Below are 22,254 nucleotides of genomic sequence, written 5' to 3'. Positions count from 1 at the left end.
CGCAGTCTCCTCGTGAGCGGCGGGAGAGGCCGCTCATCCCATGCGTCCCAGCCGAGCGGCTGGCATCAGGGGTCTCCGTCGCGACTGAGGAAGAGAGCTGAAGCGCGTGTACGCGATCGTGCGCACCGGCGGCCGCCAGCAGAAGGTTTCTGTGGGCGACGTCATCGAGGTAGACCGGATGGCAAGCAAGGGCGTCGGCGACAGCGTCGAGCTCTCCACTCTGCTCGTCGTCGACGGCGAGACCGTGACCAGCGACCCCTGGGTCCTGGACGGGGTGAAGGTCCAGGCCGAGGTCGTGGACCACCACAAGGGCGACAAGATCGACATCCTGAAGTACAAGAACAAGACCGGTTACCGCAAGCGGATCGGTCACCGCCAGTTGCACACCGCGCTGAAGATCACCCAGATCCCCGCGCCGGCCGCGAAGTAAGGACTGAGGAGAGATGGCACACAAGAAGGGCGCATCGTCCACTCGGAACGGTCGCGACTCCAACGCCCAGCGGCTCGGCGTCAAGCGCTTCGGCGGTCAGGTCGTCGGCGCCGGCGAGATCATCATCCGGCAGCGCGGCACCAAGTTCCACCCCGGCACGGGCGTGGGCCGCGGCGGCGACGACACGCTGTTCGCGCTGATCCCCGGCTCGGTCCAGTTCGGCACCAGCCGCGGCCGCAAGGTCGTGAACATCGTGCAGGACGCCGAGTAAGCACCGGCTCCGGACACCACACACCTGATCCGAGGGCGGTCCGCCGCTCCGCACGTGCCACGGACGACGTGCGGGGAAGCCGGGCCGCCCTCGGCGCGTTCCCATGACGTCGTACGGCACGAGCGTTCCGTACGGCGCGAGCATCCCGTACGGCGCGAGCGTTCCGTACGACACCGAACGACCCCCGATCGCACCTCAACGCCGGGAGGCACACCCTCATGACCACCTTCGTGGACCGCGTCCCCCTGCACGTGGCCGCGGGCAACGGGGGACACGGCTGCGCCTCCGTACACCGCGAGAAGTTCCGGCCGCTCGGCGGCCCCGACGGCGGCAACGGCGGTCACGGCGGTGACGTCATCCTCACCGTCGACCAGAACGTCACCACCCTGATCGACTACCACCACACCCCCCACCGCAAGGCCACCAACGGCAAGCCGGGCGAGGGCGGCGACCGCGCGGGCGCCAACGGCAAGGACCTCGTCCTGCCGGTGCCGGACGGCACGGTCGTCCTCACCAAGGACGGCGAGGTGCTCGCGGACCTCGTCGGGCACGGCACGACCTTCGTCGCCGCCCAGGGCGGCCGCGGCGGCCTCGGCAACGCGGCGCTCGCCTCCCAGCGCCGCAAGGCCCCCGGCTTCGCGCTGCTCGGCGAGCCGGGCACCGCGCGCGACGTGGTGCTGGAGCTGAAGACCGTCGCCGACGTGGCGCTCGTCGGCTACCCGAGCGGGGGCAAGTCGTCCCTGATCAGCGTGCTGTCCGCGGCCAAGCCCAAGATCGCCGACTATCCCTTCACCACCCTGGTGCCCAACCTCGGCGTCGTCACCGCCGGCGCCGTGACGTACACGATCGCGGACGTCCCCGGCCTCATCCCGGGCGCCAGCGAGGGCCGCGGCCTGGGCCTTACGTTCCTGCGGCACGTCGAGCGCTGCTCGGTGCTCGTGCATGTGCTGGACACCGCGACCCTGGAGTCCGACCGCGACCCGGTGAGCGACCTCGACGCCATCGAGGAGGAGCTGCGCGCGTACGGCGGGCTGGACGACCGGCCGCGCGTGGTGGTCCTCAACAAGATCGACATCCCGGACGGGCACGACCTCGCCGAGATGGTCCGCCCGGACCTCGAAGCCCGCGGCTTCACGGTCTACGAGGTCTCGGCGGTCGCGCGTACGGGCCTGAAGGAGCTGTCGTACGGGCTCGCCGGGATCGTCGGCGAGGCGCGCGCGGCGCGGCCCAAGCAGGAGTCCACGCGCATCGTCATCCGCCCGCAGGCCGTCGACGAGGCGGGCTTCTCCGTCGTCCGCGAGGGCGGCGACGCGGACGGGGCCCTGTTCCGTATCACCGGCGAGAAGCCGGAGCGCTGGGTGCGCCAGACCGACTTCGGCAACGACGAGGCCGTCGGCTACCTCGGCGACCGGCTCAACCGGCTCGGCGTCGAGGACCAGCTCCGCAAGGCCGGGGCGAAGCCCGGCGACGACGTCGTGATCGGCACCGGCGAGGACGCCGTCGTCTTCGACTGGGAGCCCGCCATGGCCTCCGGCGCGGAGATGCTGGGGCGGCGCGGCGAGGACCACCGCTTCGACGCCCCGCGGCCGGCCGCGCAGCGCCGCCGGGAGCGGGACGCGGAGCGGGCGGAGGAGGAGTACGAGGACTTCGACCCCTTCGCCTGACCGGGACCCTCCGGTCCCGGTCCCGGTCCCGGTCCCGGTCCCGGATCCGGATCCGGATCCGGATCCGGATCCGGACCTGACGAACGACGATGGCGGCGGCCCGCGGGAAGTGCTCCCGCGGGCCGCCGCCGTTCACGGCACCGGGTCCGGATCGGCGTCCGGGTCGACGCGCGCCTCCGCGATCGCGTCGGCGTCCTCCTCCGTTACCGGGTCCGTGTCGGGGACGCGGCCTAGACGCCCGCCGGCTCCTCCGGCTCCAGCTCCATCTCCTCCGCCGCGTCCCGACGTTGAGAAGGGATATCAGACTCCCCTCGCGCGTCGATGCGCGCCGCGCGCGCGTCCGCCTTGGCACACAGCGCCACCGCGGCGGCGTTGAAGCGCACCAGCGACGGCGGTTCCGACGGTCCCAGCAGGTGCTCCTTCAGCTCCGCGCGGGCCCGTACCAGCGTGTCGTGCTCCGGGTCGCGGACGGCCTCCAGCAGGGCGGGGATCTGCTTCGCCTGCGGGCCGAGGATGGTGCCGGCCCGTACGGTCGGGAACTCCGCCTTGAACTCCGCCTCCGTCAGCCCGCTGGTGTTGGCGACCGCGTACGGCTTCTCGCTGGTCAGGTAGTCGGAGATGACGCTGGAGACATCGCTGATCAGCACGTCCGCGACGTTGAAGCAGGCGTAGATGCCGGGGCGGGAGTCGGTGATGATCTGGTGCTCCCAGGCGGGCAGCGAGGCCCAGTACGCCTCCTCCCAGGCGGCGGTCGCGGCCTGCACGGCCTCGGCCCGGCCGGCCTCGGGGGAGGACTGCATCAGCATCCGCTCGATCTCGTCGGCGCCGGTCCTGAAGGACGTGGTGGCCAGCCCGTCCAGCTCCGCCTGCACCCGGGCCAGCTCGGCGGCGGCCTCGGGGCCCGGCCGCTCGGCGCCCCGGCCGCCCTCGGCCTGGCCGGCGGCGGCCTCGGCGACCATGGCGGCGTTCGCCTCGGTGATCATCGCCTGGATCCGTTTGTTGGCCTCGCCCGCGCGCGGGTCGACCGAGCCGGTCAGCGGGTGCGGCTTGTACAGCAGCCGCACCTTGGGGTCGGCGAGCAGCTCGCGCACGATGTTCTCGCCGGCCAGCACGACGGAGGTGTTGCCGGGGTTGCCGTCCCAGCCCTCCCAGGTGGGGGCGTACAGCACGGTGGTCAGGCCGCCGGCGGGCGGCGGTCCCGCGTACGGCAGGATCGGGGCGAGCTGCGGGCGGCCGACCTCCACCACGTCGCGGTCGTCGACGCCGATGTCGGCGAGCTGGTAGCGGGCGCGGGCCGCGGGGCCCGCCACCCACACCTCGTCGTACGCCTTGGCGTACGGGTTGCAGCTCGACAGCTTGTCGCTCTCGCCGTGATTGGTGAAGGCGTGCTTGATGGTGGGGATGCGCAGCACCTGCGAGGTCTTCCCGGAGTTCGCCGGGTGCAGCAGCATCTTCAGCGTCGAGTGCTCCAGCAGCATCAGGTCGGCGACCTTGGGCAGGCAGACGATCGGCACGTCGGTGGCGGTGATCTTCTGCACCATGAAGCGCTCGCGAAGCACGATCAGCGGCCTGCCGTCGAGGGCGGCCAGCGTGGACACCCACATGTTGGCCTGGTACGCGGAGGTGGCGCCGCCGGAGAAGTAGAGGCCCACCGTCGGCTGGTACTCCTGCAGCCAGCCGACGAACCACTCGCGTACCCGCTGGTCGTCGGCCGTGCGCTTGGCGGGCAGCAGCCAGGTCGACAGGTACAGGGCGCCGCCCACGCTCAGCGCCAGCGAGATGCCGAGGCCCAGCACGCCCCACACCGCGTCCGCGGTGGAGGCGGTGGTCAGCAGCCCGACCGTGACCGGCACGGAGAGGTACAGCAGGCGGTGGCTGGAGCGGCGGGCGAGGATCCGCGGCGGCGCGGGCGCGAGGCCCAGCGCGGAGACGTCGATGTTCCGGGTGACGACCGGCACGGTGCGGTCCCGGCGCACCATGATCGTGACGCCCTGGATGAGGAAGTGCACCAGGTACGACGACAGCAGCATGACCGTCAGCGCGGACTGCTCCCGCAGCGGCTCGATGCCGTCGATCTGCAGCAGGCCGAAGAGGATGAGCATGTCGCGCAGCAACTGGCGGACCATGACGTCGAAGCGGACCCTGCTGAGCAGGGAGAGCAGCCCGGGCTGCCGGTGCTGCAGATAGAGGTCGAGGGCGAGGCCGCCCGCGGCCGCGGCGACGAGCAGGGGCACGTTGGGCTTGAGCGCGCCGACGAGCTGCGCGCAATACGCTGCTAGCAGCGTTGTCAGCGCCATGAGCTGCACGGCGCGGCGGGGGGCGATACCGGCGAAAGGCACGGGTGCTGACTCCTGGCAGGGAGGTCGTGAGGACGGTCCCGGGACCGCCTGGTTCCGGGGGTGGTAGGGAGTTGACCCCAGACCGTATGACGGTCACGGGGCAGGAGACAATTCTCCACCCGGCATGGGCCGCCAATCGGGCGCAAATGCGTGTACCGGTCCTTGATGGTCATTTCGTTTCTGATATCAGCCCAAGAATTCGGGGGCGGCGCACCTGCGGATTCCCGTGGGGAAGTGTCCGGGCGGGTGTCCGTACCGTGGGACGGCGCCGCGGGGCGGCCGGGCGGTGGCGTAGATTCGCAGTTCCGTACGTATGGGACGCGGGCCGGGAAAGCGCAGGGGTACAGGTGGCAGGGGCGAGTCGGGAAGCCGCGGCGGGTGCCCGCAGGATCGTCGTGAAGGTGGGGTCGTCCTCGCTGACCACGGCGGCCGGCGGGCTGGACGCGGACCGGGTCGACGCCCTGGTGGACGCGCTCGCCAAGCACGGCGACCGGGAGATCGTGCTGGTCAGCTCCGGGGCCATCGCCGCCGGGCTGGCGCCGCTGGGGCTCGGCAAGCGCCCCCGCGACCTGGCCAGGCAGCAGGCGGCGGCCAGCGTCGGGCAGGGGCTGCTCATGGCCCGCTACACCGCCTCGTACGCCCGCTACGCCAGGCGCGTCGGGCAGGTGCTGCTGACCACGGACGACATGAGCCGCCGCACCCACTACCGCAACGCGCAGCGCACCCTGGAGCAACTGCTGGCCATGGGCGCGGTGCCCGTCGTCAACGAGAACGACACCGTGGCCACCGAGGAGATCCGCTTCGGCGACAACGACCGGCTCGCCGCCCTCGTCGCCCACCTGGCCCGCGCCGACCTGCTGGTGCTCCTCTCCGACGTCGACGGCCTCTACGACGGCCCGCCGAGCGCCCCGGGCGCCTCCCGCATCGCCGAGGTGCGCCACCGCGGCGAGCTGGCCGGGGTCCGGCTGGGGTCCGCCGGGCGGGCCGGGGTGGGCACGGGCGGCATGGTGACCAAGGTGGAGGCCGCCAGGATCGCCACCGGCGAGGGCGTGCCCGTCGTGCTGACGTCCGCCGTGTACGCGGACGCGGCGCTGGCCGGGCAGCCCACCGGCACGTACTTCCACCCCACCGGGCGGCGCGCCCGCGGCCGGCTGCTGTGGCTCGCGCACGCCTCCGCCCCGCTGGGGGCGCTGGTGCTGGACGAAGGCGCGGTACGGGCCGTGACCGAGCGGCGCACGTCGCTGCTGCCGGCGGGGATCAAGGAGGTGGAGGGCAGGTTCACCGCGGGCGACCCGGTGGAGCTGCGGGACACCTCGGGCCGGGCGGTCGCGCGCGGGCTCGTCGCCTTCGACGCCGAGGAGCTGCCGCGGCTGCTGGGGCGCTCCACCCGCGAGCTGGCCAAGGAGCTGGGCCCGGCGTACGAGCGCGAGGTCGTGCACCGGGACGACCTCGTGGTGCTCGATAAGTGAGGCGCGAGCGGTGCGGCGCGGCAGGCGCAGGCGACAACTGAGGTGCCACAAGTGGCGGGCGATAACTGACGGTTGACCGGCGGGGCGCGGCAGGTGCCGCACGACGGGCGCCGTACCCCGCGTGAGACCGGCGCGCGGCGCGCGAAAAAACCGGTGTCCCGGCAGAGACCTTGGGCAAAAGCACCACGGGCGGGCGCGTCGGCTGGTCAACTTTGTTGTATGGGGCTGCCGTGGCGCGCAGCCCGTTGCAGACTCGTATTCAGGAGGCCGCCCGTGACACAAGGGCGTCCAGGGGCGCTGCCCTGGGGAACGGCACAGCGGACGTTGACCAGCGTCCAGGGGACCGGAGGCGGGCATGCGGGCAGCGCGGAGGAGCCGGCGACCGCGGCGGACGCCGACGGGCCCGCCGTCGACGGTGCCCACCGGCTGTGGCACGTCACGCTGAGCGTCGCAGGACCCGAGGCCCCGCTGAAGGAGATCAGACGCGGTCTCGAACGGCTAGCGCACGACCATCCCTTCCTGCTGACCAGCCGCTATGCCAACGACCACGCCGAGATCCGCTACTGGGAAGAGGCCCGCGACCTGCACGACGCGGCGGCCGTGGCGCTGCGGCTCTGGGGGGAGCACCGGGCGTCGGCGCAGTTGCCGCCGTGGGAGATCGTGGGGCTTGAGGTGATCGCCCGGGAGACGTACCACCAGCGCATCGCCGACGGGTACGGGCCCGCCCCGGCGGTGCCGGTGGGGGTGCATCCGTTCTGAGCCGCCGCGGGGGGCCGGGGGCGGCGCGGTCCGTAGCGGGCGGTACGGGGGGCGTACGCCCCGGCGCGCGCGGCAGCTCCGCGCCCTGGGGCGGCTACCGGCGCACGCGCACGAGGTGAAGCGCGGGAGCACGCACCCGCCGGTGCCGCGTCTCGCGGAGTGATACGGCCCGTCCGCGATGTCGGCACCGCCGACTACCCTGCTCGGCATGAGCAGCGAAACCCAGTCCCCGGTCCGCCAGGCCGCCCAGCGGGCGCGTACCGCGGCGGCGATGATCGCCCCGCTGCCCCGCGCGGCCAAGGACGCCGCCCTGCTGGCCGTCGCCGACGCGCTTCAGGCGCGCGCCGCGGAGGTCGTCGCGGCCAACGCCGAGGACGTCGCCCGGGCGCGGGCCGACGGGGTCTCCGACGCGATCGTGGACCGGCTGACGCTGACCGAGGAGCGCATCGCGGGCGTCGCCTCCGACGTCCGTGACGTCGCCAAGCTGCCGGACCCCGTCGGCGAGGTGGTCCGCGGCTCCACGCTGCCGAACGGCCTGGAGCTGCGCCAGGTGCGGGTGCCGCTGGGCGTCGCCGGCATCATCTACGAGGGCCGGCCCAACGTCACCGTGGACGCGGCCGCCCTGTGCCTGAAGTCGGGCAACGCGGTGCTGCTGCGCGGTTCCTCCTCCGCGTACGCCTCGAACACCGCCCTCGTCGCTGTGCTGCGCGACGCGGTGGCGTCGGCCGGGCTGCCGCCGGACGCGGTGCAGTTGGTGCCCGGGCAGGGCCGGGAGTCCGTGCACGAGCTGATGCGCGCCCGCGGCCTGGTCGACGTGCTGATCCCGCGCGGCGGCGCGGGCCTCATCCGCACCGTCGTCGAGGAGTCCGCGGTCCCGGTGATCGAGACCGGCACGGGCAACTGCCACGTGTACGTGGACGAGCACGCCGACCTCGACCTCGCCGAGAAGATCCTCGTCAACTCCAAGGCGCAGCGCCCCAGCGTCTGCAACGCCGCCGAGACCGTCCTCGTCCACCAGGCCGTGGCCGACGCCTTCCTGCCCCGCGCCCTGCGGGCCCTGGAGGCCGCGGGCGTCACCGTGCACGGCGACGACGCCTGGGTGAAGGCGGGCGCCGCGGCCGGCGTGGAGGTGCAGCTCGCCGACGACGAGGACTGGGCCACGGAGTACCTGTCGTACGACATCGCCGCGGCCGTGGTGCGCTCCCTGGACGACGCGGTGGCGCACATCCGCCGCTGGTCCTCCGGGCACACCGAGGCCGTCGTCACCCGCGACACCGGCGCGGCCCGCCGCTTCACCTCCCTGGTGGACTCCGCGGCGGTCATGGTGAATGCCTCCACCCGGTTCACCGACGGCGCGGAGTTCGGCTTCGGCGCGGAGATCGGCATCTCCACCCAGAAGCTGCACGCCCGCGGGCCGATGGGGCTGCCGGAGCTGACCTCGACGAAGTACGTCGTCACGGGCGACGGCCAGCTCAAGGGCCAGTAGCAGGGCGCCCCGCCGCCGAACGGCCCAGTGGGGCGCCACGAGTCCGTGCGGAAGCGTCCGGGCCGGGAGGAGGCCGTACAGGCGCTTCTCAGGCCCGTCCCGCCGGCGGCGCGGGTCCGCCGGGGTGGCCGGGACCCTTCGCCCGGATCCCCGCGCTGCCTGGCGCATCCCGACTGTCCCGGTTTACGCTGGTCGGGTGCCGGACGATGTGGGGGGCAGGCCACCGTACGCCGACGGTGACGAGCCCGACAGCCACCACCACGGAGGCGCGGACGAAGAGTTCGCCGCCGTGGTGCTCGACGAGGACTTCGTCCGTTCGGCCCACTTCCACGAGCCCAGCGCCGTGGAGCGCATGGTCGGCGCCGCGGAGGCGCGGGCACAGGCGGAGGCCGTCCTCGACGACGCGTCGAGCGACGACCGGATATACGACGGCTGGGACGACCCGGACGCCCCCGACCCGTACGGCCCCTACGGCGGCGCCCTGCGCCCGTACCGCGGCCACGGGCACTGGCAGCGCCCCGTCGCCCTGCTGCTCGCCCTCCTCCTCGGCGTCGGCATAGTCGCGCTGTCCTTCGCCGCCGTGTACCGTTCCGGCCCCGACGGCCGCGACGACGCCCCGCCCCCCGGCGGCTCCAGCCCCTCGGCCACGACCGGCGCGGACGCCCTCGAACCGTCGCTGTCACCGCGCTGACACCGCGCTCACCCCCTGCGGAACCCCTTGCGCGACCTCCGCGCGAGCGTCGCCTTCGATCTGCCGCAACCGCTTCCGCCCGATTGCTCCTCACCCGCCCGGCGCAGCGGCAAGTTGGCGTTGACGCGCCGGTTTACGGGGGGCGCCGCGGACCTACTCTTCTGTATATGGCCGGGCACGAAGGCCCGCCCGACGGGACACCCGAGCGCGCCCCCGGAGGCGGAGACGACGAATACCGCTCCATCGTCTTCGATGAGGCGTTCGTCAACGCTGCCCGCCTGGAGGAGTACTCCGCCCGCGAGCGCGTCGGCGACCACGCCCCCGCCGTACGCAGCCGCCGCCCCCAGCGGCCCGGCGCCTCCCGGCAGGCCCTGGTGCTCGTCCTGCTCATCGCGCTCGCCTTCGGCACCGCCATCTACATGGGCGTACGCATGCCCTACCGGCAGCCCGGCGCCCCCGCCGCGGCGCCGCTGCGCAGCACCGTCGTCCCGCTGACGCCCGACGGCCCGGTGCCCGGCGGCGAGCCCGACGAGCTGATCGCCGGCAGCCCCGCCGCGGACTTCGGCACCGGCGCAGACGGCATCGACCTGCCGGACCCGGACGCGACCCGGAACTTCACCGAGGAGCAGGTCGTCCAGGCGCTCACCGCCAGCAAGGACTACCTCGTCACCTCCGCGGTCGACGTCCGCACCCTCACCGGTGACAACGTCCGCGACGTGCGGATCCAGCTCGACCCGCAGCAGCACGGCCAGTTCGACCAGAGCCTCGCCCGCCCCGCCGACGACGGCAGACACGCCGCGACCGGCTGGATGGTCCGCTTCGACCCCGAGCACGTGCGGCTGGCCGACCGGAAGGTACGGGTCGACGGCGCGGTGACGTTCGCGGAGGTCAGCGACCAGGAGCTGGAGGTCAGCGCGGACCACGTCTTCGTCTACGTGCTGCGCCCCGCGAAGACGTCCGCCGGGACGCCCAAGGCGGAGGCGTCGCTGTTCACCGTGCGCCGCCAGGTGCGCATCCGCTTCGACCACGACGACCTGCGCGACCGGCAACTGGAGCTGGCCGAGACCGCGCTGACCGCCGGGCCGCTGGCGTGCACCGCGGACGCCTCGGCGTATCTGCGGCCGCTGCTGGCCGGCGAGCGGGACCCCCGGAAGACGCCGCACGGGACCAACCCGTTCGCGACGCCGGGGCAGCTGAGCGGGTCGCTGTGCGGGGTGCTGGACACGGGTCAGGCGGCGAAGGCGCCGTAGCGCGCGCGGGTACGGGCCGGAGGCGCGGAGCGTGCGTCCCGTACGACGACGACACACGCCGCAACGAACGACGCCGCCGCCCCCGGGACGAGGGGGCGGCGGCTTGCGTACGGTTTGTGCTCGCTGAGCGGAGGGGGACGGTGCTCAGTTGGGCGAGGGGTCCGCGGGGCCGGAGCCGTCCGCCGGGGCGGAGCCGCCGGAGCCGCGGTTGTTGAAGCGGTCCCGCAGCTTGCCGCCTATGTCGGCGGTGCCGCCCGCGATGTCGTTCACGAGCCGCAGCAGCGGGTCCTTGCTGTTCTTCACCGTGTCCGCGTAGCTGCTGGCGGACTCGCGGAAGGACTCGCGCGCGGAGGCGTCCTTGTCCTCGTCGCGCCGCGGGTAGTGGCCGTCCATGATCCGCTGGTAGTCGCGGCTCTCCGACCACTTCTTCAGCTCGGCGGCGCGGATGGTGGTGAACGGGTGGCTGCGCGGCAGCACGTTGAGGATCTTCAGGACGGAGTCGCGGACGTCGCCGCCCTTGTCGTACTCCTCGGCCTGCTGGAGGAACGCGTCGATGTTCATCTGGTGCAGGTGGTTGCCGCCGGCGAGCTTCATCAGCCCGCGCATCGACGCCTCCAGGTCCTGCCCGACGAGCAGCCCGGCGCGGTCCGCGGACAGCTCCGACTTGCGGAACCACTCCAGCAGCGCGGCGATGATGGCCCGTATCGCCAGGGCGCCCAGCGGGATCCAGGCGAGGGCGAGGGCGAGGTTGGTGAGGAAGAGCATGATCGTGCGGTACACCGAGTGGCCGGACAGCGCGTGGCCCACCTCGTGCCCGACGACGGCCCGCATCTCCTCCTCGTCGAGCAGCTCGACGAGGCCGGTGGTGACGACGATGATCGGCTCGTCCATGCCGATGCACATCGCGTTGGGCTGGGGGTCCTGCTTGACGTACATCTGCGGGACCTTGTCGAGGTCCAGGATGTAACAGGCGTCGCGCAGCATGTCGTGCAGGTGCTGGAACTGCTGGTCGCTGACCCGCACCGAGTCGGAGAGGAACAGCAGCCGCAGCGAGCGCTCCGGCAGCATGCCGCTGATCGCCTTGAACACCTTGTCGAAGCCGGTGAGCTTGCGCAGCGAGACGAGCGCGGAGCGGTCGGCCGGGTGCTCGTACGCCCGGGACGAGATGCCCGGGAACCTCCTGCGTTCTCGGCTCGGCACGTTCTTGTTGAGTTCAGGCATGTCTGTCCGTCCCCTCCCCGTACGTCTGACCCCCAAGGCTAGTGCGACAACGGGCCGGCGTGGCCGGGAGTTCCGTAGCAGGTTCGTCACGGCATCCGTACCGCACGGTGACCTCGGCGTCCGCGGCGCCGGCCGCGGCCGGCGCCCCCCGATGGCGGAGCCGACGTGGGAGCGGGCCGCGGACCCGCTTACGATGTCGAGGCACGCCCACCCGACGACACCGGATTGGCCACCGTGACCATGAGCGCTCTGACCGCCGCCCACGACCTCGCCGTGACCCTCGCCTCCGCATCCGAGAGCGGTGGCGGCGGCGAGCACGAGAGCAACCACGCCAGCCTGAACCCGTACTTCGTTGGCGGGAGCACGCTGTTCATCCTGCTCCTCCTGCTCTTCATCACCACCCGCTTCAACCGGGACCGCTGAGGGCGGTGAGACGCAGACTGGGCGTGATGGGCGGGACGTTCGATCCCATCCACCACGGTCACCTGGTGGCGGCGAGCGAGGTCGCCGCCCGCTTCCGCCTCGACGAGGTGATCTTCGTGCCCACGGGCGAGCCGTGGCAGAAGAGCGACAAGGTGGTCTCGCCGCGCGAGGACCGCTATCTGATGACCGTGATCGCCACGGCGTCGAACCCGCAGTTCTCGGTCAGCCGCATCGACATCGACCGCGAAGGGCCGACGTTCACGATCGACACCCTCCGGGAGCTGCACGAGCTCGAACCGGAGGCGGAGCTGTTCTTCATCACGGGCGCGGACGCGCTCTCCCAGATCTTCACCTGGCGGGGCGCGGAGGAACTGTTCTCGCTGGCCCACTTCATCGGGGTGACCAGGCCGGGTCACCGGTTGCACGACCCCGGACTGCCCGAGGGCAGGGTGTCGTTGGTCGAGGTTCCCGCGCTCGCCATCTCGTCCACGGATTGCCGTGAACGGGTGGCTCGGGACGAACCCGTCTGGTATTTGGTGCCTGACGGCGTTGTGCGCTACATCAACAAGCGAAGGCTTTACCGCGACGTCGATTGACGCGCAGGATCTACGAAGCGGCGGGGGCCGCACGGGGAGCGAAGGGTAAGCACGGGGGAACCATGGGCGGGGATTGCCCATTATGGAAGGGGCACCAGTGAACGACGGATACCGCGGCCCGCAGGGCCACGACCCGTACCAGGACCCCTACGCCCGCGGCTACGACCCGTACGGACAGCAGGGCTACGACTACGACCGGCAGGACGCCCCCCAGGACCCCGGCGCCCAGGGCTACCCGGAGCCGTCCTCCGGCTACGGGTACGACTACGACCCGTACGCCCAGCAGCCGCCCCCGCCCCGGCAGAGCGCCGCCTACCCGCCCCAGGCCCCCCGGGCGCAGCAGCACTACGCCCCGCAGGCCCCGCCCCCGGCCGTCGGGTACGACTACGACTACGACCCCTACGGCCCCGCCGCCCACTCCGGCGAGCAGCCCGTGACGCCCGTACCGCCCGACGGCGAGTGGGGGCGCATCCCGCAGCAGCGCCCGCCCGGGGAGGAGCCCCCCGGCCAGGGCCGGCCGCCGCACGAGCCGCGCGAGTACGCCACCGAGCAGTTCTCCTTCGTCGAGGACGAGACCGAGTCCTCGGAAGACGTCATCGACTGGCTGAAGTTCACCGAGAGCCGCACCGAGCGCCGCGAGGAGGCCAAGCGGCGCGGCCGCAACCGCCGCGTCGCGCTGCTGCTCGTCATGGTCCTCGCCGTGCTCGGCGGCACCGGCTATCTGTGGGCCACCGACCGCCTCCCCTTCGTCGGCGGCGACGCGGCGCCGGCGGAGGCGGGGGAGGAGAAGCGCGACACCCTCGTGGTGCACCTGCACGACACCGACGGCGGCGGCAGCGCCACCGCGCTGCTCGTGAACAATGCCACCACCGGCAAGGGCACCACCGTGCTGCTGCCCAACGACCTCGCCGTCTCCGGCGACGACGGTACCGCCACCACCCTCGGCCAGGCCGTCGACGAGCAGGGCGCGGGCGCCACCCGGGACGCGATCGACGCGCTCCTCGGCTCGCAGATCAAGGGAAGCTGGCGGCTGGACACCCCGTATCTGGAGATCCTCGTGGAGGGCGTCGGCGGCATCACCCTCGACGCCGACGCGACCGTGCCCGGCGCGAAGAAGGGCGAAGATCCGCTGGTCGAGAAGGGCCAGAAGCGCAGGCTCAACGGCGAGGAGGCCATCGCCTACGCCACCCACCAGGCGGACGGCGAGCCGCAGACGGCGCAGTTGCAGCGCTTCGGGCAGGTCATGGAGGCCGTGCTGAAGAAGCTGCCGAGCGACACCGCGGGCGCGAAGAGCCTGGTGAAGTCCATGGGCATGGTCCTGGACCCGTCGCTCTCCGAGGCCGAGCTGGCCGCGTCGCTGGCGTCGCTGTCGGAGCTGGCCAAGGAGGGCGCGTACGCGACCGAGACGCTGGAGGTCGGGGGCGACGGGCGGCCGAGCGAGCAGGCCACGCAGAAGGTCGTCGAGGACGTCCTGGGCGGCACGGTCAAGAACCCCGGCGGGGCCACGGCGGCGCGGGTCAGCGTGCAGAACGGCGTGGGCAGCGCGAAGTCGGCGGAGACGGCGAAGGTCGCGCTGGTGAACGGCGGCTTCACCTTCGTCGACGGCGGCCAGGCGGCGGAGCCGGCAGCGGCCTCCGAGGTGCGCTACGGGGACGCGGCGGCGAAGGAGCAGGCCGTGCAGGTCGCCAAGACGCTGGGGCTGCCGGAGAAGGCGGTGGCCAAGGGCAAGACGCCGGCCAACGCCGACGTGGTGGTCGTCCTCGGGCAGGACTACGAGGGGTGACGGAGCCGGGAGCCACGGGGCTGTCGTACGGGCGTGAGATCCTGGAATACGTATCCGCAGCGATACCCCGAGTTCCCGACAGAAGTGGACAGCCCTGCCCGTGACCGCAACGGACCGCTCCATCGACCTGGTCAGCACCGCGGCCCAGGCCGCCGCGGACAAGCTCGCGCACGACATCGTCGCGTACGACGTCAGCGACGTCCTCGCCATCACCGACGCCTTCCTGCTCGCCTCGGCGCCCAACGACCGCCAGGTCAAGGCCATCGTGGACGGCGTCGAGGAGGCGCTGCTGAAGGAGCGCGGCGCCAAGCCGGTGCGGCGCGAGGGCGAGCGGGACGGCCGCTGGGTGCTGCTGGACTACTCGGACATCGTGGTCCACGTGCAGCACTCCGAGGAGCGGGTGTTCTACGCCCTGGAGCGGCTGTGGAAGGACTGCCCCGAGCTGGACCTGCCGCCGGACGCGGTGGCCACCCGCGGCCGCGCCGCGGAGTACGCGGAGGCCCACGGCGACGGGGCCCGGCGGGATGCGTGACCGCCGGATCGTCCTGTGGCGGCACGGCCAGACTGCCTGGAACCTGGAGCGGCGCTTCCAGGGCCAGACCGACATCGAGCTGACCGAGGCGGGCGTGCTGCAGGCGCGGCGCGCCGCCCGGCTGCTGGCGGCGCTGCGGCCGGACGCGATGATCTGCTCCGACCTGCTGCGCACCCGCGCCACGGCGGCGGAGCTGGCGTCGCTGACGAACCTTGAGGTGACGTACGACAGCGCGCTGCGGGAGACGTACGCGGGCGTCTGGCAGGGGCTCACGCACGAGGAGATCATCGCGGAACACGGCGAGCAGTACGCGGCGTGGAAGCGCGGCGAGCCGGTGCGGCGCGGCGGCGGGGAGCTGGAGACCGAGGTCGCGGACCGGGCGGCGCCGGTGGTGCTGGGGCACGCGGACAAGCTGTCGGACTCCGGCACGCTGGTGGTGGTCAGCCACGGTGGCACGATCCGGACGACGATCGGGCGGCTGCTGGGCATCGAGCCGCGGAACTGGGAGGCGCTGGGCGGGCTGTCGAACTGCAGTTGGTCGGTGCTCGGGGAGTCGGTGCGCGGCTGGCGGCTGCTGGAGCACAACGCGGGCAGCCTGCCGGAGCCGGTGCTGGGCGACGACACGTAGCTCCCGGGCGGTCCCCGGTAATCGATTTTTGTTTCCGGGCCCCTTCCGGCTAAGCTCTACCTCGTTCGCCCCGCAGTTCTGGCAAGGGCGACTGCAAGGGGCTATAGCTCAGTTGGTAGAGCGCTTGCATGGCATGCAAGAGGTCAGGAGTTCGATTCTCCTTAGCTCCACAAAGCCGACCGGCGACGTGTGCCCGCGGAAAGCGCGGACCATGTCGCCTTTGTCGCTTCTGCGTGGACTTCGTCCGCGCCTGGCGGGGGCTTCGCCACCCGCACCCCTCACTCCGGCAGCCCCGCGCTCTGTTCACCCCGCACTGTCCCGCTGGGGCGGGATTCGTCGTTTTCCGGCCCCTTCAGCGTCGCCTGGCGGGCGCGCTCCTCGGACAGGGGGCGGGCGTGGGCCGGGCAGCCGATCAGCGGGTCCGCCAGCGTCCGCAGGCAGTCGAGCAGCTTGCGGCTCGCCTCGTCCGCGGGGGTGTAGACGACGATCCGGGTCTCCGGCATGCCCGTGATGGACAGCGACGTCGACATGCAGCGCAGCTCGCCGACCGAGGCGTGCTGCACGACCTTGATGCGCGAGCCCGGCGGCGCCACGTCCCCGCTGCGCCACATCTCCGCGAAGTCCTCGCTGGTCTCGGACAGGGCGCGGATCAGCCGCTCCCAGGACGGCTCGCCGACGTGCCGCCCGTACGCCCCGCGGAACGTGGCCACGAGTATCGGCAGCTCCTCGTCCCGGTTGACCATCGCGCAGCAGCAGGCGCGGGCGGAGAAGAGCTGCCACAGCACGTTCCGGCCCTGCGGCCCGGCGGCGCGGACGGCGGGGAACATCCGCTCGTACAGCCCGTTGGCGGCGAGCACGTCATAGCGCGAGTTGTAGACCGCCGCGGGAAGGTCCATGGCGGCCAGGATCCCCAGCACCTCGGGGCCGACGGACTGGGCGGCGGCGGCCGGCTCGGGCGCGTACGGCACCTCGGCCAGGTGGTACAGGTGCTCGCGCTCCATCGCGTCCAGGCGCAGGGTGCGCGCCACCGCGTCCAGCACCTGGGGGCTGGCGTTGATGCGCCGGCCCTGCTCCAGCCACGTGTACCAGGTGACGCCGACGCCGGAGAGCTGCGCGACCTCCTCGCGGCGCAGCCCCGGGGTGCGGCGCCGCGGTCCCGGCGGCATGCCGACGTCCGCCGGGGTGATGCGCGCCCGGCGGCTGCGCAGGAAGGCCGCCAGCTCCGGCCTGCGGCGTCCTGTCGCCATCGTCGTCATGCTCATCTCCCCAGGGTCAGGGCGTTCCGCCCGCCGTGCCAGGTGCTGTCAGTACCAGCATCAGCAGGCTCTCATTACCAGTACGGCGCGCGGGAGATGCTTGCGGTATGCCTGACACCACCACGACGTCCCCCGCCGGCGGGAGCGCGCCGGGCGCCGCCGCCGTCTCCAGTAAAGCGCGCGGCACCGACAACGCTCCCGGCACACGTACCGGCTGGCTCCTCGGCATCGTCCTCGCCGGGCAGTTCATGGCGCTGCTCGACGTCTTCATCGTCAACGTCGCCGCTCCCACCATGCGCACCGACCTGGGCACCTCGGGCGCCGAGCTGCAACTGATCATCGCCGGGTACGTCATCTCGTACTCCGTGCTGCTGATCACCGGCGCCCGGCTGGGCGCCATGCTCGGCCACCGCCGCATGTACCTCGGCGGCCTCGTGCTCTTCACCGCCGCCTCCCTCGCCTGCGGGCTGGCCGCCACCTCGGGACAGCTCATCGCGTTCCGGCTGGTGCAGGGCGCGGGCGCAGCGGCGATGATCCCGCAGGTGCTCAGCCTGATCCAGCGCAACTTCACGGGCACCGAGCGGGTCCGGGCCCTCGGCGTCTACGCGGCCGTCCTGGCCACCGGCGCGGCCGCGGGGCAGATCGCGGGCGGCCTGCTGGTCAGCGCCGACCTCTTCGGCTGGAGCTGGCGCCCGGTGTTCCTGGTGAACGTGGTGGTGGGGGTGCCGCTGCTGGTGCTCGGCGCCCGGCTGCTGCCGCGCGACGAGCCGCGGCCCGCGGCGGGCGGCGCCCCGTACGGCGGCGTCCTCGACCGCGGCGGGCTGGTGCTGCTGGCGGCCGCGGTGACCCTGTTCACCGTGCCGCTGGTGCTCGGGCAGGAGCTGGACTGGCCCGTCTGGGGCTGGGTGATGCTGGGCGGCAGCGTCGCGGCGGCGGTGGCCTTCGCGGTGTACGAGTCGGGCCTGGCCCGGCGCGGGGGCGTGCCCCTGTTCCCTCCGCGCGTGGTGCGTGCGCCGGGGATGCCCGTGGCCGTGGTGCGCTCCGGGCTTGCGATGGTGCTCAACGGCGCGTTCATGTTCGTCATGGCGCTGCATCTGCAGTCCGGGCTCGGCTTCGGCCCCCTGCGCGCCGGGCTGACCTTCGTGCCGACCGCCGTCGCCTTCGGGGCCGCCGGGCTTACCTGGCAGCGGCTGCCGGAGCGGCTGCGCCCGGCGCTGGTGCCGGCGGGCTTCGTGACGCTCACGGTGTCGTTCCTGGCGGTGGGGCTTGCGATGCGCGACGGCGGCGAGGGCGGCCCCGGCTTCTACGCCGGGCTGACCGGCGTCGGCCTCGGTCTCGCGCTGGCCTTCAGCCCCAACCTGACGGCCGCGCTCGCGCTCGTACGCACCGAGGACGCGCCGCACGCCAGCGGCCTGCTGACGACCACCGCACAGCTCGGCGGGCTCATCGGAGTGGCGACGATCGGCACCCTGTATCTGGAGCGCGTGGGGGCGCTCACGGCGCAGAGCTCCGCGGACGCGGTGTGGGACGCGCTGCTCGCGCTGGCCGCTGTGGGGGTGCTCGGGCTGCTTGCGGGGGTTCGGTACCGGTATCGGCGCTGACCACCTCGGCCGCGCGTGGCAGAATCACAGCATCCTCACAGGGCGGAAGCCGAAGGGAGGGGCTGCGAGATGCCTTCGTGCGCCACCAGGAGGCAGCCGGCGGCCGAGACCCGCCGGCCGGGAGCCATCCGCGCCTCCGCCCTGCACTGTCCAGCCTGCGGTTCCTCGCACGTCGCGCAGGTGCTCGGTGACAACGGCGGAGTGTCCTATGTGTGCACGGCCTGCGGCCATAGCTGGAGCTGAGTGATGGGAGCACACAGCAGGAAGTGCGACTGGTGCGGAAACGGCACCCCCATCGTGCGCGACATGGAGCCGCTCAACCCCGACTACCAGTACTGGTGCGAGGAGTGCGCGCGGGCGCTGATCATAAAGGGCGATCCCATCGAGACGTACCGCGAGCTGGAGGGTGAGCCGATCTACGGCCGGCTGCTGGACGAGCACTGCACGCTCAAGCGCTTCTACTCGTTCGCGACCGCCTGATCTGCCACCGCCGCCGGTGGGGTAGGGTAAAGCCCGCCCAGGGGCTATAGCTCAGTTGGTAGAGCACTTGCATGGCATGCAAGGGGTCAGGAGTTCGAATCTCCTTAGCTCCACTCGGCTCCCCTTCAGGCTGCGATATCCTGAGCGCATGCGTGCCCGACGCCTTCTGCTTAGCGGGCCGCGCTGACGGCAGGAAACACTCAGCGCGGCGTCCCCTCCTGTGCGAGGGGTTTTTTCGTTTCCGCATCCGGACCGCAGGCAGAGACCACCAGGAGCTTTGAGGACGATGAGCAGCGAGACGACCACCGCCGCCGCCACCGAGTCAGTGCCGGCGACGGCACCGCACCGCTACACCGCGGCCCTGGCGGCCGAGATCGAGGGACGCTGGCAGGACTTCTGGGAGCGCGAGGGCACGTACGCGGTGGACACGGCCGCGGCGTCGGACAGGCCCCGGAAGTTCATCATGGACATGTTCCCGTACCCCTCGGGCGCGGGCCTGCACGTGGGCCACCCGCTGGGGTACATCGCCACCGACGTCTTCGCCCGCTACGAGCGCATGACCGGCCACGACGTCCTGCACACCATGGGCTTCGACGCCTTCGGCCTGCCCGCCGAGCAGTACGCCGTGCAGACCGGCACCCACCCGCGCGTCACCACCGAGGCGAACATCGCCTCCATGCGCCGCCAACTGGGCCGCCTGGGCCTGGGGCATGACCGGGACAGGTCGTTCGCCACGATCGACCCGGACTACTACAAATGGACCCAGTGGATCTTCCTGCAGATCTTCGAGTCCTGGTACGACGAGGAGGCCGGCGCCGCCCGCCCGATCGCCACCCTGGTCGAGCAGTTCGAGACCGGCAAGCGCGAGACGCCCGGCCGGCGCCCCTGGGGCGAGCTGACGCCCGAGGAGCGCGCCGAGGTGCTGAGCGGCTACCGGCTGGCGTACGCCTCCGACTCCCCGGTCAACTGGTGCCCCGGCCTGGGCACCGTGCTGGCCAACGAGGAGGTCACCGCGGACGGTCGCTCCGAGCGCGGTAACTTCCCCGTCTTCAAGGCGAACCTGCGGCAGTGGATGATGCGGATCACCGCCTACGCCGACCGGCTGCTGGCCGACCTGGACGAACTGGACTGGCCCGAGGCCATCAAGCTGCAGCAGCGCAACTGGATCGGCCGCAGCGAGGGCGCCCGCGTCGGCTTCCCCGTCGACGGCCACGAGGGCACGCAGGTCTCCGTCTTCACGACCCGCCCCGACACCCTGTTCGGCGCCACCTACATGGTGCTGGCGCCCGAGCACCCGCTGGTCGACGGCATCACCCCGGCCGGCTGGCCGCAGGGCACCCACGAGGTGTGGACCGGCGGGCACGCCACGCCCGCGGAGGCGGTGGAGACGTACCGCGTGCAGGCCGCCGCCAAGTCCGACGTGGAGCGGCAGGCGGAAGCCAAGGAAAAGACCGGCGTGTTCACCGGCGCGTACGCCCTGAACCCCGTCAACGGCGAGCGCGTCCCCGTCTTCATCGCCGACTACGTCCTGATGGGCTACGGCACCGGCGCCATCATGGCCGTACCCGGACAGGACCAGCGCGACTGGGAGTTCTCCGAGGTCTTCGAGCTGCCCATCATCCGCACCGTGCAGCCGCCCGCGGACTGGGACGGCAAGGCGTACACCGGCGAAGGACCCGCGATCAACTCCGCGGGCGACGGCATCGACCTGAACGGCCTGGAGGTCACCGACGCCAAGCGGAAGATCATCGCCTGGCTGGAGGACAACGGCGTCGGCGAGGGCACCGTCAGCTTCCGGCTGCGCGACTGGCTGTTCAGCCGCCAGCGCTACTGGGGCGAGCCCTTCCCGATCGTCTACGACGAGAACGACGTCGCCCACGCCCTGCCCGAGTCGATGCTGCCGCTGGAGCTGCCCGAGGTCGAGGACTACTCGCCGCGCACCTTCGACCCGGACGACGCCGACAGCCGCCCCGAGACGCCCCTGTCGCGCAACGCGGACTGGGTGAACGTCACCCTGGACCTGGGCGACGGATCGGGGCCGCGGCGCTACCGGCGCGAGACCAACACCATGCCCAACTGGGCCGGCTCCTGCTGGTACGAGCTGCGCTACCTGGACCCGCACAACGCCGAGCGGCTGGTCGACCCGGCGATCGAGCGCGCCTGGATGGGCCCGGCCGAGGGCAAGCCGCACGGCGGCGTCGACCTGTACGTCGGCGGTGCCGAGCACGCCGTGCTGCACCTGCTGTACGCCCGCTTCTGGTCCAAGGTGCTGTACGACCTGGGGTACGTCTCGTCCGCCGAGCCGTTCCACAAGCTGTTCAACCAGGGCATGATCCAGGCGTACGTCTACCGCGACGCCCGCGGCTTCCCGGTGCCCGCCGCGGAGGTCGAGGAGCGCGACGGCGGCTACTGGTACGACGGCGCGCAGGTCAGGCGCGAGCTGGGCAAGATGGGCAAGTCCCTGAAGAACGCCGTCACGCCGGACGAGATCTGTGCCGAGTACGGGGCGGACACGCTGCGGCTGTACGAGATGGCGATGGGCCCCCTGGACGTCTCCCGGCCCTGGGACACCCGCGCGGTCGTCGGCCAGTACCGGCTGCTGCAGCGGCTGTGGCGCAACGTCGTCGACGAGTCGACCGGTGCGGTCACGGTCGTGGACGCCGAGCCTGACGAGGGGACGCTGCGGGCGGTGCACAAGGCCGTCGACGGGGTCACCAGGGACATGGCGGGGCTGCGCTTCAACACCGCCATCGCGAAGGTGACGGAGCTGAACAACCACGTCACCAAGCTGCCCGCGGTGCCGCGGAGTGTCGCCGAGACGCTGGTGAAGCTGGTCGCGCCGCTGGCGCCGCACGTCGCCGAGGAGCTGTGGCACCGGCTGGGGCACGGCACGACGGTGGTCTACGAGCCGTTCCCGGTCGCCGATCCGCGGTACGTGGCCGACGAGACGGTCACGTGCGTGGTGCAGGTCAAGGGCAAGGTCAAGGCCCGGCTGGAGGTGTCGCCCGACATCAGCGAGGCGGAGCTGGAGGCGGCGGCGCTGGCGGACGAGTCGGTGGTGCGGGCGCTGGGCGGGGCGCAGGTGCGGAAGGTGATCGTACGGGCGCCGAAGCTGGTGAACGTGGTCATCTGAGGCCGCCCGGCGGCTTCGTACGAGGCACGGGAGCAACCGCGGGGCACTCGCGGGGAGCAACTGCGGGGCACCGGTGGGATCGGCCGCGGGCGGGTCCCCGGGGCGTTCCCTAAGGGACGATTCCGGGAAGGCCGGGGGCCGGCGGGGCCGCCCGGCCTTTCCCGTACCCGTACGCTGGAGGGCAGACCGCCTGCCGTGGCCGCCCGGGGCTGCGCGGCCCGAGATGGAGGGATGCAGACCTC

19 protein-coding genes and 2 tRNA genes are annotated in these 22,254 nt (G+C 72.5%); 18 read left to right on the top strand and 3 right to left on the bottom strand.

From position 1 onward, the window contains the following. The first annotated feature begins 106 nt into the window (after positions 1–106). From rplU to obgE, 3 genes are all read left to right on the top strand, one after another. Complete coding sequence (rplU, locus tag OG946_RS10625; RefSeq protein WP_326795886.1) at positions 107–430, top strand: 50S ribosomal protein L21; 324 nt, start codon at positions 107–109, stop codon at positions 428–430. Positions 431–443: 13 nt separating this feature from the next. Beyond that, positions 444–701, top strand: a complete 258-nt coding sequence (gene rpmA, locus OG946_RS10620) for a 50S ribosomal protein L27 (RefSeq protein ID WP_047015771.1) — start codon at positions 444–446, stop codon at positions 699–701. A gap of 218 nt (positions 702–919) precedes the next feature. Beyond that, complete coding sequence (gene obgE / locus OG946_RS10615; RefSeq protein WP_326795885.1) at positions 920–2,365, top strand: GTPase ObgE; 1,446 nt, start codon at positions 920–922, stop codon at positions 2,363–2,365. A 230-nt stretch (positions 2,366–2,595) separates the two neighbouring features. Here the strand turns inward: obgE and OG946_RS10610 are convergent, their stop codons facing one another. After that, positions 2,596–4,704, bottom strand: a complete 2,109-nt coding sequence (locus tag OG946_RS10610; RefSeq protein ID WP_326795884.1) for a hypothetical protein — start codon at positions 4,702–4,704, stop codon at positions 2,596–2,598. A gap of 347 nt (positions 4,705–5,051) precedes the next feature. Between OG946_RS10610 and proB the strand changes: the two genes are divergently transcribed. From proB to OG946_RS10585, 5 genes are all read left to right on the top strand, one after another. Beyond that, a complete protein-coding gene (gene proB / locus OG946_RS10605; protein WP_326795883.1) occupies positions 5,052–6,173 on the top strand; it encodes a glutamate 5-kinase in 1,122 nt (373 codons plus the stop codon). A 273-nt stretch (positions 6,174–6,446) separates the two neighbouring features. Continuing rightward, on the top strand, positions 6,447–6,932 hold the full coding sequence (locus OG946_RS10600) for a hypothetical protein (protein ID WP_326795882.1): 486 nt from the start codon (positions 6,447–6,449) through the stop codon (positions 6,930–6,932). Positions 6,933–7,140: 208 nt separating this feature from the next. After that, the gene (locus OG946_RS10595) at positions 7,141–8,418 is read left to right on the top strand and encodes a glutamate-5-semialdehyde dehydrogenase (RefSeq protein WP_326795881.1); all 1,278 of its coding nucleotides are present in this window, start codon (positions 7,141–7,143) and stop codon (positions 8,416–8,418) included. Between the two features lie 196 nt (positions 8,419–8,614). Beyond that, a complete protein-coding gene (locus tag OG946_RS10590; protein ID WP_326795880.1) occupies positions 8,615–9,109 on the top strand; it encodes an SCO2584 family spore wall biosynthesis protein in 495 nt (164 codons plus the stop codon). A gap of 167 nt (positions 9,110–9,276) precedes the next feature. Further along, positions 9,277–10,359, top strand: a complete 1,083-nt coding sequence (locus tag OG946_RS10585; RefSeq protein WP_326795879.1) for an SCO2583 family membrane protein — start codon at positions 9,277–9,279, stop codon at positions 10,357–10,359. A 144-nt stretch (positions 10,360–10,503) separates the two neighbouring features. Here OG946_RS10585 and OG946_RS10580 read toward each other — a convergent pair whose 3' ends face one another. After that, complete coding sequence (locus tag OG946_RS10580; RefSeq protein WP_326795878.1) at positions 10,504–11,580, bottom strand: M48 family metallopeptidase; 1,077 nt, start codon at positions 11,578–11,580, stop codon at positions 10,504–10,506. 240 nt (positions 11,581–11,820) lie between these two features. On the opposite strand from OG946_RS10580, the gene OG946_RS10575 reads away from it, so the two are divergent. From OG946_RS10575 to OG946_RS10550, 6 genes are all read left to right on the top strand, one after another. After that, complete coding sequence (locus OG946_RS10575; protein WP_326795877.1) at positions 11,821–12,003, top strand: hypothetical protein; 183 nt, start codon at positions 11,821–11,823, stop codon at positions 12,001–12,003. Positions 12,004–12,008: 5 nt separating this feature from the next. Then, positions 12,009–12,599 carry a nicotinate-nucleotide adenylyltransferase gene (gene nadD, locus OG946_RS10570; RefSeq protein ID WP_326795876.1) on the top strand — a complete coding sequence of 197 codons (591 nt, stop codon included), beginning with the start codon at positions 12,009–12,011 and terminating at the stop codon, positions 12,597–12,599. A 97-nt stretch (positions 12,600–12,696) separates the two neighbouring features. After that, on the top strand, positions 12,697–14,382 hold the full coding sequence (locus OG946_RS10565; RefSeq protein ID WP_326795875.1) for an LCP family protein: 1,686 nt from the start codon (positions 12,697–12,699) through the stop codon (positions 14,380–14,382). A gap of 100 nt (positions 14,383–14,482) precedes the next feature. Further along, positions 14,483–14,914 (top strand): ribosome silencing factor, encoded by a 432-nt coding sequence (rsfS, locus tag OG946_RS10560; RefSeq protein ID WP_047015762.1) that lies wholly within the window; start codon positions 14,483–14,485, stop codon positions 14,912–14,914. Further along, positions 14,907–15,542: a histidine phosphatase family protein gene (locus OG946_RS10555; RefSeq protein ID WP_326795874.1), complete on the top strand. Its 636-nt coding sequence runs from the start codon at positions 14,907–14,909 to the stop codon at positions 15,540–15,542. Before rsfS ends, OG946_RS10555 begins: the two co-directional genes overlap by 8 nt. Positions 15,543–15,639: 97 nt before the next feature. Next, positions 15,640–15,712, top strand: a tRNA-Ala gene (locus tag OG946_RS10550). A 108-nt stretch (positions 15,713–15,820) separates the two neighbouring features. Here the strand turns inward: OG946_RS10550 and OG946_RS10545 are convergent. Then, complete coding sequence (locus OG946_RS10545) at positions 15,821–16,798, bottom strand: helix-turn-helix transcriptional regulator (RefSeq protein ID WP_326800204.1); 978 nt, start codon at positions 16,796–16,798, stop codon at positions 15,821–15,823. A 107-nt stretch (positions 16,799–16,905) separates the two neighbouring features. Between OG946_RS10545 and OG946_RS10540 the strand changes: the two genes are divergently transcribed. From OG946_RS10540 to leuS, 4 genes are all read left to right on the top strand, one after another. Next, complete coding sequence (locus tag OG946_RS10540; RefSeq protein WP_326795873.1) at positions 16,906–18,399, top strand: MFS transporter; 1,494 nt, start codon at positions 16,906–16,908, stop codon at positions 18,397–18,399. 246 nt (positions 18,400–18,645) lie between these two features. Beyond that, positions 18,646–18,879, top strand: a complete 234-nt coding sequence (locus tag OG946_RS10535) for a hypothetical protein (protein WP_026276023.1) — start codon at positions 18,646–18,648, stop codon at positions 18,877–18,879. Between the two features lie 40 nt (positions 18,880–18,919). Continuing rightward, positions 18,920–18,992, top strand: a tRNA-Ala gene (locus OG946_RS10530). Positions 18,993–19,165: 173 nt separating this feature from the next. Then, a complete protein-coding gene (gene leuS, locus OG946_RS10525; RefSeq protein ID WP_326795872.1) occupies positions 19,166–22,012 on the top strand; it encodes a leucine--tRNA ligase in 2,847 nt (948 codons plus the stop codon). Positions 22,013–22,254: the final 242 nt, after the last annotated feature.

Origin of the sequence: Streptomyces sp. NBC_01808 (assembly GCF_035917395.1) — a bacterium.
In the GTDB taxonomy this organism is placed as follows: Bacteria; Actinomycetota; Actinomycetes; order Streptomycetales; family Streptomycetaceae; genus Streptomyces.
This window is presented reverse-complemented; position numbering and strand designations above follow the sequence as displayed.